Origin of the sequence: Rhodococcus sp. NyZ502 (assembly GCF_041464245.1) — a bacterium.
Classification (GTDB): domain Bacteria; phylum Actinomycetota; class Actinomycetes; order Mycobacteriales; family Mycobacteriaceae; genus Rhodococcus_F; species Rhodococcus_F qingshengii.
On sequence record NZ_CP167155.1, the window covers coordinates 1,207,038 to 1,222,638 of the forward strand.

12 protein-coding genes are annotated in these 15,601 nt (G+C 63.6%); 5 read left to right on the plus strand and 7 right to left on the minus strand.

What is annotated here, in order from left to right:
• Positions 1 to 4 precede the first annotated feature (4 nt).
• Together ACBG85_RS05565 and ACBG85_RS05570 are read right to left on the minus strand one after the other, a co-directional pair.
• On the minus strand, positions 5 to 2,017 hold the full coding sequence (locus ACBG85_RS05565; RefSeq protein WP_081557432.1) for a YhgE/Pip domain-containing protein: 2,013 nt from the start codon (positions 2,015 to 2,017) through the stop codon (positions 5 to 7).
• A 5-nt stretch (positions 2,018 to 2,022) separates the two neighbouring features.
• Entirely contained in the window at positions 2,023 to 2,745 is a 723-nt protein-coding gene (locus tag ACBG85_RS05570) for an ATP-binding cassette domain-containing protein (RefSeq protein ID WP_081557433.1), read from the minus strand.
• A gap of 179 nt (positions 2,746 to 2,924) precedes the next feature.
• Here ACBG85_RS05570 and ACBG85_RS05575 point away from each other — a divergent pair, with 179 nt between their 5' ends.
• On the plus strand, positions 2,925 to 3,557 hold the full coding sequence (locus ACBG85_RS05575) for a hypothetical protein (RefSeq protein ID WP_230359540.1): 633 nt from the start codon (positions 2,925 to 2,927) through the stop codon (positions 3,555 to 3,557).
• Between the two features lie 85 nt (positions 3,558 to 3,642).
• Here ACBG85_RS05575 and ACBG85_RS05580 read toward each other — a convergent pair whose 3' ends face one another.
• The 4 genes from ACBG85_RS05580 to ACBG85_RS05595 all read right to left on the minus strand — a co-directional run bounded on the left by ACBG85_RS05580 (position 3,643) and on the right by ACBG85_RS05595 (position 9,487).
• Positions 3,643 to 5,478 (minus strand): acyl-CoA dehydrogenase, encoded by a 1,836-nt coding sequence (locus ACBG85_RS05580; protein WP_007734578.1) that lies wholly within the window; start codon positions 5,476 to 5,478, stop codon positions 3,643 to 3,645.
• Between the two features lie 89 nt (positions 5,479 to 5,567).
• The gene (locus ACBG85_RS05585; protein WP_063314945.1) at positions 5,568 to 6,200 is read right to left on the minus strand and encodes a bifunctional 2-polyprenyl-6-hydroxyphenol methylase/3-demethylubiquinol 3-O-methyltransferase UbiG; all 633 of its coding nucleotides are present in this window, start codon (positions 6,198 to 6,200) and stop codon (positions 5,568 to 5,570) included.
• A gap of 21 nt (positions 6,201 to 6,221) precedes the next feature.
• Positions 6,222 to 8,705 (minus strand): FtsX-like permease family protein, encoded by a 2,484-nt coding sequence (locus ACBG85_RS05590; RefSeq protein ID WP_218694779.1) that lies wholly within the window; start codon positions 8,703 to 8,705, stop codon positions 6,222 to 6,224.
• Entirely contained in the window at positions 8,705 to 9,487 is a 783-nt protein-coding gene (locus tag ACBG85_RS05595) for an ABC transporter ATP-binding protein (protein ID WP_042452563.1), read from the minus strand. Before ACBG85_RS05595 ends, ACBG85_RS05590 begins: the two co-directional genes overlap by 1 nt.
• A gap of 109 nt (positions 9,488 to 9,596) precedes the next feature.
• Between ACBG85_RS05595 and ACBG85_RS05600 the strand changes: the two genes are divergently transcribed.
• The 4 genes from ACBG85_RS05600 (at position 9,597) to murJ (ending at position 14,380) form a co-directional block, all read left to right on the plus strand.
• The gene (locus ACBG85_RS05600) at positions 9,597 to 10,835 is read left to right on the plus strand and encodes a sensor histidine kinase (protein ID WP_179090776.1); all 1,239 of its coding nucleotides are present in this window, start codon (positions 9,597 to 9,599) and stop codon (positions 10,833 to 10,835) included.
• Positions 10,823 to 11,464 carry a response regulator transcription factor gene (locus ACBG85_RS05605; RefSeq protein WP_003945784.1) on the plus strand — a complete coding sequence of 214 codons (642 nt, stop codon included), beginning with the start codon at positions 10,823 to 10,825 and terminating at the stop codon, positions 11,462 to 11,464. Before ACBG85_RS05600 ends, ACBG85_RS05605 begins: the two co-directional genes overlap by 13 nt.
• A gap of 161 nt (positions 11,465 to 11,625) precedes the next feature.
• Positions 11,626 to 12,654, plus strand: coding sequence for a beta-ketoacyl-ACP synthase III (locus tag ACBG85_RS05610; RefSeq protein ID WP_003945837.1), 1,029 nt, complete (start codon positions 11,626 to 11,628; stop codon positions 12,652 to 12,654).
• 97 nt (positions 12,655 to 12,751) lie between these two features.
• Positions 12,752 to 14,380, plus strand: coding sequence for a murein biosynthesis integral membrane protein MurJ (gene murJ, locus ACBG85_RS05615; RefSeq protein ID WP_234550669.1), 1,629 nt, complete (start codon positions 12,752 to 12,754; stop codon positions 14,378 to 14,380).
• Here murJ and ACBG85_RS05620 read toward each other — a convergent pair.
• Complete coding sequence (locus ACBG85_RS05620; protein ID WP_042452555.1) at positions 14,366 to 15,520, minus strand: alkaline phosphatase family protein; 1,155 nt, start codon at positions 15,518 to 15,520, stop codon at positions 14,366 to 14,368. The genes murJ and ACBG85_RS05620 overlap by 15 nt on opposite strands.
• Positions 15,521 to 15,601: the final 81 nt, after the last annotated feature.

The following is a 15,601-nucleotide window of genomic DNA, read 5'->3' on the forward strand; positions in this document are numbered from 1 at the left end:
TGACCTAGACTTCGATCGGCGGATGCAGCCTGTCCATGGTCCATTGCCGATTTCGGCGTGCAGCAAGTGAACTGGCGCCGAGTGAGGCGACGAGAAGGCCGCCGAGGACGGCGATCGAGACCCACAGTCTCGAGTCGATACCGCCGACGGTGAGTTGTCGTAGCCCGTTCACCGCGTAGGTCATCGGGTCGAAGGGGTGGATGATCTGGAACGGTTTCGCGGTGGTTTCGACGGGATAGATGCCGCCGGCCGAAACCAGTTGCAGCATCAGGAACGCCAGGGTGATGACGCGTCCGACGGAGACTCCGAAGATGGCGTTGAATGCCTGGATCAACGCCATGTACGTGGCAGTGATGAGCATCAGGAATCCGACGGTGCCGAGGGCGTGTGTGGGGTGCAGGCCGACGGCGAAGTGCACGACCAGGTACATCACGATCACCTGGCAGATGCCGATGAGCAATGCCGGCCAGTACGAGGCGAGGACCACTCGCAGCGCGCCGAGTCCGTTTGCGATGGGCCGGTTCTGGAGCGGCTTGAGCAGCATCCAGGTGATGATGCCGCCCACGAACAGCGCGAGAGGCAGGAAGAACGGAGCAAAACCGGTTCCGAACGTGCTTGCCCGGTTCTCGTACGTCTCCTGTAGTTCGACCGGGCTGGAGAGGGTTTGAGCGGTTGCGGTTCGCTGCTGATCGCTCCAACTGGGGACCTGACCGGCGCCCTCGGTGAGTTTGGTCGCGAGTTCGGCAGACCCGGCACGGAGTTGCTCGGTGCCGTCTGCGAGTTTGGCTGCACCATCGGAGAGTTGAACGCTTCCGTCGGTGAGTTGAACCAGTCCACTACTGAGGGTTTGAGCGCCGTCGTTGACTTGCTGACCGCCGTCACGCAGCTGTACCAGGCCGTTGCGGAGTTCACCACCGCCGTTGGCCGCGGCGCTGAGCCCGGCTCGGAAGGTGCTCGACGGATCGTCGAGTTGGTAGGCGAGTTGTTGTGCACCGCTCTTGAGTTCGCCCAGTTGGCCCATGGTCGCTTCACCGAAACCCTGAGTGCGCAGCATGTCCTGGGCAGGCTCGAGGGCATTGGCGATCTGTTGGCTGACGGGATCCGGGTTCAGTCGAAGGCTGGCCACTGCCTGCCCGACCAGCTGTGCGACGTCTGCTTGTGTGTTCCCGAGGACACTCAGTTGGTCGACGACCTGGGTGACGCCACCACTGAGTTGGCTTGCGCCGTCGCCAAGTTGGACGGCTCCGAGATCGAGCTGCCCCAGACCGTCGGTCAGTGCGAGGACGCCGTCCGTGGCGGTGTTGATACCGGTCGAGAGTTGCGCTGTACCGCCGGCAAGAGTGGCTGCACCGTCACGTGCGGTAACCATGTTGTCGGCCAGAGTTTTCGAGCCCGACGCCAATTCGCCGGCTCCGGCGTTGGCAGTGTTCACTCCGGCCGAGAGCTGGAGCGCTCCGTCGGCGGCCTGCTTCAAACCAGCACCCGCATCGGTCAATCCGACCAGAACTGTTTCGACGGACTGCGCGCCGATCTTGTCGCTGACCTGACTGAGGACCTGCTGGGCGGCGTTTTGGCCGATGATGGTGCCGAGGTAGTTGTTGACGTCGTTGAAGGTGAACTGCAACTGAGCTTTGTGGGGGTCCTTGGTCGTCGGGGAGGCGACGGCCTCGCTGAAATTCTCAGGCAATGTGAGAGAGAAGTAGTACGTGCCGTCCGAGACTCCCTGAGCGGCTTCCTGCTGCGAGACCAGGTGGAGATCGAGCTCACCGGAATCGAGCAGCGCTTGGCTTACCTCGTCGCCCGCGTTGAGCTCCTGACCCTGCACCATCGCGCCGCGGTCGGTGTTGACCAGCGCGACGGGGACCTTGTTGACCTCACCGAACGGATTCCAGAATGCCCACAGGTACATCGCGCCGTACAGCAGTGGCATCAAGATGATGGTGACGAGTGCGATCCTGGGCATCGCGCCGCGGGAGAACCGCTTGAGTTCGGTTCCGAGAGACATTCCAGCGAGCATCGCGGTTACCTCGCCCCTTCTTGGTCGGGATTGGTGACTTCTTGGAGCAGGGTGACGGCATCGATGGGTGATCCGTCTGGCAGCGGGTTGACGGTCGACGCGATGATGGTCTGGTAGCTCCCCATCTCGACGAGTCGCTCGACGAGGTATGCGCGTTCGGAGTCGCGCCGCACCTGTTCGAGATCGTCGACGACAAGCAGGGCCGGCTTTTTCGTGTTCGCGACGGCGATACGCAGCAGGATCGCCTCGAGTTCCCCGAGATCGCTGACGTACCGGCCGAGCGCAGGTAACGGATGATCGCCGAAGACGGGAGCGCACACCGCTTCGAGTTCGCGGTCTCCGGCGCGTCCGATGAGCTTGTACCAGGGCGCATCCCAGCGAATTTGTTCGGTGATCAGATCGCGGACGGTGACGGATTCGGCAAGCTCGTCGATGTCCTCGAACCCGGCGACCCCGGCGATCTCGAAGATCTCGCGGGGACGCGTTCGACCGAAGACGGTCAGTGAGCCGGAACTGGCTTTCATTCGTCCGCTGAGTGTCAGAAGTAAGGACGTACGTCCTGAACCGGCCGAGCCTTCGAGGATGGTCACACCGCCCGCACGAATCTCGAGATTGACGGGTCCGAACACCGGCCCCCATGGGCCGTCGAGCGCCAAGTCCGTGGCGGTCAATGCCAGGTCAGGGGCGTAATCGGGTTGTGCGTGCTCTGGTGCGACCACGATGATCACCTGTCTGTTGATCTACTCGGCCTGCGAAAGAACCGAGTGCTGGTTCAGTGGACGTTCGTGCTCACCCAATCACATCGGTAGCGGGCGAGCGGTCCCATGAATGGGATGTGTCGGACACGTTCGACAACTTGAAGACCGAACGGTATGTATTCTGTTGGAAACGGAACGGGGGAGTCGAGGTGCCGGTTCGTAGACGCGGTATGTGTGCGTTACTGGTCATGGCCACCCTGTCGGTTGTCTCCTGTGCCGGCGAGCGCGAGTCGCCCCCGTTCGTGTCGAGCGAGAGGCTTTTCGAGTTCACCGGTCGCAATGTCGGACCCGTGACCGTTCCGCCCTTGCCTTCCGATCGGCACGAGTCCGAAGCAGCGCCGTACGGAGCCATCACCCTGTCCGGTGGGTGGAGCGGCGCAGCCAATGTCTCGCTGCCCGGATCCGTCACGTGTTTCGAGCACAACTGGGCGGATTCGCTGCCCGCCGGTCACCGCCAGTGGGCCTACGAGGTGCACACCAGTTCCTTTTACGAGTACGACGGCGGCGGCGAGTATCCGGGACGTGATTTCCAGTTGCAGGTCTACGTGAACGAAAAACCGGAACCAGGTCAGCACGGGTCGGCGATCATGAAGTTCTCGGATCAGAGCGGACAGTTCGTGTCCTTCGGGGGCGGTGACGACAAGTCCATCGAAATCGTCAGTTCTCCGGACCGCAGGCGCGTGGCGCTTTCCCTGGTGGGAAGGGCGGCACGGCCCGGCGAACAACCGACGACGTCCGTACTGTCCGCACAGATCAGTTGTCCGACCGTCGAGCGCAGATGACCTCGGATTCCATGGACTGCTGAGCATGAAAATGCCGGCCCCGAAACGTTCTCGGGACCGGCACTTTTCATGAATCAGGAACGAATCAGAATGCTGCTTCGTCGATCTCCATGATGTCGTTCTCGGTGTTCGCGATGATCTCGCGTGAAGCGGTGAGCTCGGGCAGGACGTTCTTGGCGAAGAAGGAAGCGATGGCGACCTTGCCCTCGTAGAAGCCCTTGTCCTTGTCGGAAGCGCCGTTGTCGAGTGCTGCGAGAGCGATCTCGGACTGGCGGAGCAGCTGCCAGCCGATGAGCAGGTCGCCGACGGACATCAGGAAGCGGACGGAGCCGAGGCCGACCTTGTACAGCTCGGTGGGCTGCTCCTGAGCTCCCATGAGGAAGCCGGTGAGCGTGGCGGCCATGGCCTGGACGTCTTCGAGTGCGGTGGCGAGCAGTGCGCGCTCCGCCTTCAGACGACCGTTGCCGGCTTCGCTGTCGATGAAGGTCTTGATCTGTCCGGCAACGTGAGCGAGCGCGACGCCGCGGTCACGAGCGATCTTGCGGAAGAAGAAGTCCTGAGCCTGGATGGCCGTCGTGCCTTCGTACAGCGAGTCGATCTTGGAGTCGCGGATGTACTGCTCGATCGGGTAGTCCTGCAGGAAGCCGGAGCCACCGAGGGTCTGCAGGCTGTCCGTCAGGTACTGGTACGCACGCTCGGAGCCGACGCCCTTGACGATCGGGAGCAGCAGGTCGTTGACGCGGAACGCGGTGTCCTTGTCTGCGCCCGAGACGAGCTGGGCGACAACCTCGTCCTGGTGAGCTGCGGTGTAGAGGTACACCGCGCGCAGGCCTTCGGCGTATGCCTTCTGCATTGCCAGGCTACGACGCACGTCGGGGTGGTGCGTGATGGTCACGCGCGGTGCTGCCTTGTTGGTCATCTGGGTCAGGTCTGCGCCCTGCACGCGCTGCTTGGCGTAATCGAGAGCGTTGAGGTAACCGGTGGAGAGGGTGGCGATTGCCTTGGTGCCGACCATCATTCGAGCGTGCTCGATGACGTCGAACATCTGGGCGATGCCGTTGTGGACCTCGCCGACCAGCCAGCCCTGTGCGGGGATGCCGTGTCCGCCGAAGGTGACCTCACACGTGGCGGAGACCTTCAGGCCCATCTTGTGCTCGACGTTGGTGACGAAGACACCGTTACGCTCGCCGAACTCTTCGGTCTCGAAGTTGAAGTGCGTCTTCGGGACGAAGAACAGGCTCAGGCCCTTGGTGCCCGGTCCGGCGCCTTCGGGGCGAGCGAGAACGAGGTGGAAGATGTTCTCGAACAGGTCGTCCGAGTCGGCCGAGGTGATGAAGCGCTTGACGCCCTCGATGTGCCAGGAGCCGTCGTCCTGCTTGATCGCCTTGGTGCGTCCGGCACCGACGTCGGAGCCGGCGTCGGGCTCGGTGAGGACCATCGTGGCGCCCCATCCGCGTTCGACGATGGTGGCTGCCCACTTCTTCTGCTCTTCGGTGCCGTTGTTGAACAGCACGTCCGCGAAGGCGGGTCCGGCCTGGTACATGTGCGCTGCAGGCTGTGCGCCCAGGATCAGCTCACCGATGGCCCACACGACGGAGCGGGGAACCGGCACGCCGCCGACCTCCTCGCTCAATCCCATGCGGTACCACTCGGCATCCCACAGAGCCTTGAACGACTTCTTGAAGGATTCCGGAAGTGCAACGGTGTGCGTCTCGGGATCGAAGACAGGGGGGTTGCGGTCCGCATCGGCGAAAGATTCGCCAAGCGGTCCCTCGGCCAGGCGTGCGACCTCTGCCAGCATGTTGCGGACAGTGTCGGCATCCAGGTCGCCCCAAGCGCCTTCGCTCAGTGGCTTCTCCAGTCCGAGAACCTCGAAGAGGTTGAACTCCAGGTCCCGAACGTTGCTCTTGTAATGGCCCATGTCTTCTGCTTCTCCCAGTGAGGTGGTGCGGTCCAGCACTCCTAGTACCGCCCGAAGTTTATTACTCGTCGGTAACTTAATACATGTTACTAGCCGTTCTTTGCATTGCCAACACCGGATTTGCGTCCGATGACAAGCGCGTCGACCGCGATTCCCGTTTCGGTGTGCCTGTGGGGATTTCCGGCGATCTCGAACTCGAGCTTTCCGCGGAACTCCTGCATCAATTCTTCTGGTGTGTAAAGGATTTCGGGATCTTGTGGCCCGCCGACGCCGTAGTCGATGTTGCTTCGGTCGTGACCCAAAATCATGAGGATTCCGTCAGGTTTCAGAGAATTTATGGCACGGTTCACAACCAGGGTGCGTTGTGGTGCGGGCAGATGAAGGTAAAGAAGCAGGGCCAAGTCGTATCCCTGCTCGTTCCTCGAGGCGTAATCCGCGACGGTGACGTCGCCGTATCGGTAGTCGAGCCGGTCGAGAACCGATCGGGGTGAGCGGGCCGCGATCGTGCGGGCTTTCTCGATCGCGACGGCCGAGTAGTCGATGCCGGTGACCTCCCAACCGCGAGTCGCGAGCCACAACGCGTTACGACCCTCGCCGCACGCCAGGTCCAGTGCCTGGCCGTGGGGGAGGGCCGTCGCGTATTCCACCAGCAATTCGTTGGGAGGAGCGCCCCAGACGAGCTCGGTTTCTTCGTACTTCTTGTCCCAGGCCGCCGCATCCATAGATGACGACGGTAGTGCCACTCAGTGGTTACGCACTCCGTCCATCGGGTTCTTGCGTAGAGCGGCGCGCGTCGGGAGCGCGATGGAGACAAATCCCAGAACAGCGGTCACCGCGACGATGGAACCGTAAATCGCCGGTGAAATCGCCGGGATCGGCTGCCCGGACACCGCTACGGCAATGCCCATCAGAGGCGGCAGGGCGATCAGTGATCCGACCACGACGGCGATTCCCACCACCATCAACGACTCGATGCGCATCATTGCTCGGACCTGCCTCGTCCGCGAGCCCACCAGTTGAAGGAGCGCGAACTCGCGGGAACGCTCGGCAGTGGCGGCGACCAGGGTGTTCACGACTGCGACTGCGAGATAGCCGAGCAGGACGAGGACGGCGAGGATGCTGACCCACGACTGCATACGACGCTGATCTTCGCCCGCGGCCCCGAACTGGTCCTGGTTCATCGCGGCGATCGAGGGGAACGAGCGCAACGACTGCTGGACTTCGGCCGACCGTCCGGGTTCGGCAGCAACCAGAACGGTGTCGATCAGAGCGTCGGTGGAGTGCTGACGCAAAGTCTCGATCGGCATGGTCACGTCCCCGAATCCGAGGCCGCGACCATATTTTGCGACGACCATGGGATGTACCAGTGTTCCGTCACCCAGATAGAGGTCGACGCGCTGGCCTACCTTGGCTCCGAGGGTGAAGGCGCCGTCTTCGCTCACGGCAACGGTATCGCCCGTCAGAGCGCTGAGGTCGCCCTCGGTCACCGCGAGATCGAGGGTCGCGTCGGCGCTGGCGGCGTCGATGCCCTGGGCCGCGATCGCGCTGTCGGCTGAGCCGCCTTCCTCACCGCTGGGTACCGGGAGGACTTGACTGCGGACCACCGGGTTTGCCGCACTCACTCCGGGCACCGATGCGATCGACTCGAGGAGCGAGGGAGCGATACCGGCTGGTGCGCCGACGATCAGGTCGGCGGTGACGCCCTTGATCGACTGGTTGGTCGCCTCGGCGGCGACGGTGCTCTGGCTGAAGAACTGCACCGAGCCGAGCGCGATTGCGAGAGCCAACGGAACAACCGCCGACGAGAGCCGTCTCGAATTGGATTCGGCGTTGGCGGCAGCGAGAACTTTGGACGCCGACCCACTGCGGCGCAGCGGACCGCCGATCACCTTGATGATGCCGCGCACCAACAAGGGGCCGAGCAGCGCGACCGAGAAGATCAACAACAGTGCGCTCGAACCGGCTCCAGCGGCCGCCACGCTGCCGGGCAGGAAAGCAGGGAGGACGCAGGCGCTGAGGCCGGCGGCGCCGAAGATCAGCCCGGTGACGATGCGTCCGCGGCTCAGTTTCGCCGGGCCGCTTTCGGATTCGCGAAGCGCTTCGACGGGGTCGAGCTTCGCCGGTCGTCGTGCCGCGATCGCCGCTGCCGCGCGGGCAGTGAGTACGCAGATCAGGAAAGCTGCGATCGCCGGAAGCGGGCTGTAGGCCAGCGCGAAATCGGTGGGCATGACCCCGGCGTCGGCGAACTGTGCGCCCAGCACTCGGGCGAGCAGGTATCCGGGCACCGCGCCGAGAGCTGCCGCCGCAGCAGCAACGAGCAGCACTTCACGTCCGATCATGACGTGCACTTGCCGCGTGGTGGCCCCGATTGCCCGCAACAGAGCGAACTCTCGGCGCCTGGCGTTGATCGAGAGCGACAGCGTGCTGGAAACGACGAACATACTGACCATCAACGCGAGACCGGCAAACGACGCGCAGAGCACGATCAACTGCGTCCGCGCAGCACCGGCGTCGAGGAATTCGATGCCTCCGCGTGCAGTGCCGGTCGAGACCTCCGCACCGGTTCCGGCGAGTGCATCGCGGGCGAGAGCGGCAGCATCCACGCCTTCGGGAGCGATCAATCCGACTGCGGTGACAGCGTTCTGGTGCGGCCACAACCGTTCGGCCTCTGCGTCGTCGAGGAAGACGAGTGCCGGACGGTCGGGTGACGGCACCGAAGCCGAATCAGCTGTGCCGACGACGGTGTACTCGTCCGTTACCGCGCCGTGAGCCAGCGTGATTCGCTCGCCGAGCGCGGCGCCCGTGGTCGAGACCACCTCGTCGCGGCTCTGCGGAGCGCGCCCCTCGGTGAGCGAGTACGGCGCCAATTGTGCTGTGTTCCAAGGATGTGCATCGAGTACGACGCCCTCGGCCGTGCTGACGGGGACGGAGATGTCGGGAACCACGGTGACATCGAGTGCGTCGAGCTTGCGGACCGTATCGCCGGCGAGGAGAACTCGCTCGGCAAAGGGCTGATCGGCGTCTTCCTTGACCTCGAGCGCCTGTGGTGCACTCACGATGGCGTCGGCACCGGCGTAGAGATGTGGTGAGACACCGCCTCGCACTCCCGATTCCAGCAGCACACCCAGACCGCAGGTGAGGAGCGCTGCGCAGAATACGGAGACGAACACGGCGACGAAACCGGAGCGATGCGCTTTCAGGTGCGCAAAGGTGTGCGCTTTCATCATCACCAGTCCCCGAGGTGTGTCATGCGCTCGGCGATCTGCTGCGGGGTCGGGCGGTCGATGTGCCCGACAAGTTTCCCGTCGGCGAGGAACAGCACACGATCGGCGTACGACGCGGCCACCGGGTCGTGCGTGACCATGACGATGGTCTGATCGAACTCGGCAGCCGTCCGGCGCAACAACTCCAGAACCTGCTTGGCGCTGCGGGAGTCGAGGGCGCCGGTCGGTTCGTCGGCAAAGAGTGCGTCGGGGTGAGTGACGAGGGCGCGCGCGATGGCGACGCGTTGCTGCTGACCGCCGGACAACTCGGAGGGTTTGCGCTTTCGGTGTGATCCGAGTCCGACGGATTCGAGGACGAAGGTCAGGTACTGCTTGTCGGCTCGTCGCCCGGCGAGGAGTAGGGGGAGCGTGACGTTCTGCTCGACGTCGAGAGCGCCGAGCAGGTTGTAGGCCTGGAAGACGAAACCGATGTGATCGCGACGGAAGATGCTGCGGGCCTTCGGCTTCAGTTGTGAAATTTCGGTGTCGCCCAGCCACACCGATCCGCTGCTCGGTCGGTCGAGCCCGGCGGCGCAGTGCAGGAAAGTGCTCTTGCCCGAGCCGGATGGGCCCATCACTGCGGTGAAGGTGCTGCGCGGCAGAGTGAGGCTGACGTTGTCGAGGGCGGTCACGGCGCCGCGGCCGTTGCCGTAGACCTTGCTGACCCCTTCTAGTCGCACGGCAGATGTTCGAGCTCCCGTGGCACCAGGGGCCGGCGAGGCGAGGACCGAGTGTCGATTCTTCATGGGAAGAACGCTATGGAGATTCGGCATTCGTCGACATCCAGCAGAGTCCCGAATCAATGGTGTAGCCAGCTGTAGTGGATCGTGCGGTGTGGTGCGGCATGCTGGGGCAGTGAAGAAGAGAACCAGGGCTGCGGTGTACGTGCTCGTCGAGGGTGCGGCAGCTGTTGTTTCCCTGTTCTTGCTGATGGTCGGTCTCATTCTGTTGTCGCTCTCGATTCTGATCGTCGGCTGGTTGCTGTTGCCGTCGTACGTGCGAGTGCTCCGGTGGTGGGCCGGCCTGGCTCGCAAACGCACCGCTGCGTACACCGGACGCCCTGTTCTGCAGCGATACCCACCGATGCCCAGCAATCCGACATTCGGGGACTGGAGCCGGTTCCTCACCGATCAGTCGACGAGGCGCGACGCGGCCTGGTTGTCGATTCATGGTCTGGGTGCTTTCGTCGCGGCGATGCTGACCATTGCTCTGCCACTCGGTGCGCTCAATGCGATTGCCGTCCCGCTGTACTGGCAGCAGATGCCCGCGGGCGAACCCGTCAACAACCCGTACCCCGTGACGTCGTGGCTGGGCGCTGCCGGAATGCCGTTGATCGGCATCCTGTACTTCCTGATCGCGTGGTGGTTGATCCCCGCGATGGCGAAATGGATCAGCTGGTCGACCACGACTTTGCTTGCGCCGGATACGCGTTCGGACCTCTCGAAGCGCGTCACCGCCCTGACGGCCAGCCGCGCTGCGGCGCTCGACGCGCATTCGGCCGAACTCAAGCGCATCGAGCGGGATCTGCACGACGGAGCGCAGAACCGTCTGGTCGCGGTGGTGATGATGTTGGGGATGGCCGAGCGGTCGTTGCAGAACAATCCGGACCAGGCTCTGCCACAACTGCATCGGGCCCAAGATGCGGCCACCGAGGCGTTGAGCGAACTCCGGACGTTGGTGCACGACATCTACCCGCCGATCCTCGACGAGTTGGGTCTGGAGGGCGCGATCTCGGCGCTCGCCGGGCGCTCCGCCGTGCCCTGCGTACTCGAGATCGACGAGCTCCGCCGTGCCCCGGCTGCCGTCGAGGCTGCTGCGTACTTCGTCGTCGCCGAGGCCTTGACCAACGTCGCAAAACACAGCGGAGCCCGCAGGGTCACCGTCACGGCACGGACGGAGACGTCGGACGACTCGTCGGGTGAGACGATGCTCATCGACGTGATCGACGACGGTCACGGCGGCGCGAACGAACGCCCGGGCGGCGGCGTGGCGGGTATTCGACGCCGGGTCGAGGCTTTCGAAGGAACCGCAGTATTGGAGAGCCCGGAGGGTGGACCGACAACGATGAGGGTGGAACTACCGTGCGGATTCTGATTGCCGAGGACGACGCTCTCCTGCGAGAGGGGCTGGCACTGCTGCTCCGCGGAGAGGGCTTCGAGGTGTCTGCTGTCTCCGACGCCGCGCAGTTCCTCACGGTGTTCGAGGAGACCGCCCCCGATGCCGCGGTGCTCGACGTCCGGATGCCTCCTACTTTCACCAACGAGGGACTTCGAGCGGCGATCGAGGTGCGCAAGCTTCGCCCGGGCTTTCCCGTCCTGGTCCTTTCCGCGTACGTCGAGGATCGCTACGCCGGTGAATTGTTGGCAGGAGGCGCCGGCGGGGTCGGGTACCTGCTCAAGGAACGAGTCGGGAAGGTAGCCGAGTTCGTCGACGCATTGAACCGGGTCGTCGACGGTGGAACCGTGATGGATCCCGAGGTCGTATCCCAACTGATGAGCCGTCGACGCGCCGACGATCCGATCAGATCGCTGACGCCACGCGAGTCCGAGGTTCTCGGACTGATGGCGGAGGGGTTGGGAAATCAGGAAATCGCCAGGAAACTGGTCGTCAGCGACACCGCTGTGAGCAAGCACATAGGAAATATCTTCGCAAAACTCGGCCTGTCGGCTTCCGAAAGCGGGCATCGTCGTGTTTTGGCAGTTCTAGCTCATTTGCGCGCCTGATCGTGGATCTGGACTACATACCTGACCGAAGCGTAATGTGAGCCAGCCTCATGTTGTTGCCGTGATCGAACGGTGACCTGAGAGGCAGGGGCTTATGTCCTGTACGTAACGTGTGATGTCGAATGCGCGTCATCACCAGAAACCAACGAGGAGATCGATCAATGGGTAAGCCGATTGCCAGTGTGGCCGGAGGTCGGCAGTCCGTCCTTCTCGGGCTCGGCGTTCACCGCCCGGAGCGAGTCGTGACCAACGACGAGATCTGCGAGCTGATCGATTCCACCGACGAGTGGATCCAGACGCGATCGGGTATCAAGTCGCGCCGGTTCTCCGGCGAAGGTGAAGGCATCCTCGCGATGTCGATCAGCGCTGCCCGTAAAGCACTGGACGTCAGCGGCATTGCACCCGAGCAGATCGGCGCCGTGATCATCGCGACGTCGACGTGGGACCTGCAGACTCCCCAGGCTGCGTCCATCGTCGCCCACGAGCTCGGCATCAAGGGTCCGGCTGCATTCGACGTCGCGGCAGGCTGCGCCGGTTTCTGTACCGCTCTTGCAGTGGCCAGCGATCTCGTTCGCGGTGGCACGGTTGATCACGTACTCGTCGTCGGCGTCGAGTTGATGAGCGAGGCCACCGAGCCCACCGATCGCAGCGTTCGCTTCATCTTCGGTGACGGCGCAGGCGCAGTTGTCGTCGGCCCGAGCGACACCGTCGGAATCGGCCCGGTCGAGTGGGGTTCGGACGGCAGCCAGTCCGACGCCATCGTTCAGGAGCCCAGCTGGCTCGACTACACCAAGAACCCGACCGGACCTCGGCCGTGGATCAAGATGGCCGGCACCGCGGTGTTCCGCTGGGCTGCCTTCGAGATGGGCAAGGTCGCCACTCGCACCCTGGAGAAGTCGGGGCTGGGTATCGAGGACATCGACGCTTTTGTGCCGCACCAGGCAAACCAGCGCATCAACGAGGTCATCGCTCGCAGCATGAAGCTGCCCGAGGGCTTCCCCGTCTCCAACGACATCGCCGAGACGGGCAACACGTCCGCGGCCTCGATCCCGCTCGCCATGGAGCAGATGCTGCGCGACGGCCAGTGCAAGCCGGGCGACAAGGCATTGCTTCTCGCCTTCGGTGCGGGTCTGTCCTTCGCCGGTCAGGTTGTCGTCATGCCGCCGTTGGCTGGAGCAGAATCCGCCTGATTTTTCCTTACGGAAGGGCGCCTCGAACCCACGGTTCGGGGCGCCCTTCCGTTTCCGTCCGGATCGTCGAACATCTGCGATGTGGCACTCTGGCGAGATGGTCGAGAACGTGGGGGAGTCCGAACGGGAGTCCGAACGTAATGGTGTGACGGGCGGCAGCTTGGCGAAGATGGGCGGGCAAGTGGCGCTCGCCAGCACGGTCAGTCGGATCACCGGCTTCGTCCGCACCCTTGCCCTTGCCGCGGTCCTGGGCATCGCCCTGGTCAGTGATGCGTACAACGCGGCCAACAGCTTCCCGAACATGGTCTATCAGCTCCTCCTCGGCGGGATTCTCGCCAGCGTCCTGCTTCCGTATCTGACGCGGCAACGGAGCCGTGGGCGGACGCTCGAACGAGAGCAGACGCAGCGCGTTCTCACCGTCGGAGCGCTGGCTCTTGCGCTCGTGACGGTAGTGGCCGTGGTGTGCGCGCCGCCTCTGGTCTCGGCCGTGATCGATGATCCGGCTCAACGAGAGCTCACGACGCTCTTCGCGTACTTGCTTCTTCCGGAGATCTTCTTCTACGGCGTCACGGCGATGATGACGGCTGTGCTCAGCGTTCGATCGGTGTTCGGCGCGCCGGCCTGGGCACCGGTGATCAACAACGTCGTCCTTCTGGTGACGGTCGCGGTCTTCCTGTGTATCCCGGGACCGGTGGCTCTGACTCCCGAGTCGATGACCACCGCGCAGGTTCTGGTGATCGGTATCGGCACTCTGCTCGGGATCGTGGCGCAAACCGCCGTCGTTGCTCGAGCGCTGCACCGCAACGGGTTTCGGTGGCGCCTTCGCGTGCGCGTCGTACCGCACACCTGGCGACCGGTGCGCGTCGGGGCGCCGTTGCTCGGCTGGGTACTTGTGTACGTCGTTGCCGGCCAGATCGGTGTGTGGGTGACGATGAAGGTCACTCTCTCCCGTCACGTCTACTCGATGTACACGCACGCGGATCTGCTGTTTCAAGTGGCGTACGGCATTCTCGGTGTGTCGTTGTTGACGGTGCTGATGCCGCGGATCGCCAGGTCGGTTGCTGCGGGTGACGACGTCGGCGTCGTATCCGATCTCGGCCGGGGAGCCCGGTATTCAGTGGTGGCGCTGATTCCGGTCACTGTGGCGCTCATGGTGTTCGGCCCCTCGTTGACCACCTTGATCTTCTTCGGCCGGGTCGACGGCAGCAGTGCCCGGTTGATCGGGACGGCCGTTGCGGTCAGTGCATTCGGGCTGGTGCCCTTTGCGATGGTCATGCTTCAGCTGCGAGTGTTCTACGCCGACAACAACACCCGAACTCCCGCGGTGATCGCCCTGGTGATGGTGGTCGCCAAGACTGTGCTCGTCCTTCTTGCGTCACTGTCGGCGAGTGACGAAAGGCTGGTCCTGGCCGTCTGTGCCGCCGGCTCGTTCTCCTACGTGTGTGGAGCGGTACTCGGCCACATCCTTCTTCGAAAGCGATACGGGCTGTTGGGATTCCGTCGCGTGCAGGCCACCGTCGGAAGGATTTCGGCGGCGGCAATTCTGGCAGGTGGTTGTGCGCTCGCTTTGGTGGTGGCGGTTCAGAACCGAGTTCCCGAGCCCAGGCTTGCTGCTGTTATTTCATTGTCGGCGGGTGCGGCCATCGGTGCCGTCGTCCTGTTGGGTGCATGCAAGGTCGTCGGTGTTCCCGAGATTCGCCGGGCGCGAACCCTACTGCTGTCCTGAGGACAAGAGCGGTACCAGCAGTTCGTCCGGAGTGAGGGCGCCGTGCTGTCCACGGAGGCCGGACAGTCCCGATTCGACAGATCGACGTACGACGGCCACGTCCCCGGACGCAATGGCGATGACATCACCGATCCGGCCGTGATACTCGGAATGCACTGCAGGCCCGAACAATCCTGCGACTATGCCCTCGGACCTCGTCCCGATCCACATGCGGTCACCCAGTTCGGCGCGCCAGCGGTCCGCAACATCTTGTGCAGCGCCTTCTCGGGTGTGGATGTGACGACATCTAGGTTCACCGGCAAGAGCGAGTACATCTTTGGACAGAATCGGAGTGTTGTCGAAGTCGATCTTGTTCTCGTCCGACACGTCGACCATTCCGTGGTCTGCCGTCACCAGCAATCTCACGTCCGGGCCGAGAGCCGCGGCGAGTTGCTCGACCAGTCGATCGACCAGCATCAGTTGGAAGATCCACGGCTCGGACTCGGGTCCGTAGACGTGGCCGAGTGCATCGATCTCGCTGATGTAGCAGTACGTGAACGTGCGGTCGGCAGATTTCGACGCCGCCACGGTGCGAGCGAGGAGGTCTCCGTATGCCTGGATTCCGGCGAACTGGGCACCGCGCATCCCGGCACGGGTGAGGCCGCTGCCGTCGAACTTCGACGGTACGACGGTTGTAACGGTGATGCCGGCTGCGGCGGCGCGATCGAACGTCGTTGCCTGCGGCTGCAGGGTCTCCGGGACGATGGAGTCGGTCTGAGATTCCTTCTTGCCCGCGCTGTGCCAACCCAGCCAGTTGAACACCGAATCGGCTTCTTCGACGTAGGACTGGTAGCCGGTGATGCCGTGCGCTCCCGAAGGCAGACCGGTCCCCAGTGAGACGATGCTGGTGGCCGTCGTCGTGGGGAAGCCTGCCCGGATGGGCGTTCCGATCAGTGAATTCAGGAATGGTGCATGTTCGGCGTTGCGGGCGAGCAAATTCGCGCCCATCCCGTCTACCAGCAGAATTACGGTCTTCTTGCTGGGCTGTAGATCGAGACGGTTCGCTTCGCCGCTCACTCCGAGAGAAGCGAGTACCGACGGCGCAAGCGTCGACAGAGTCGGCTGCGAGTACACATCGAGGAGAGGGGCGGGGGCGGGCATCCCATGAGATTAGGCGTTGGACGCAGAAAACTGCATACCTTCTGGGCGAGTGTTCAAATCTGTGCGGTCAAATCCGGACTT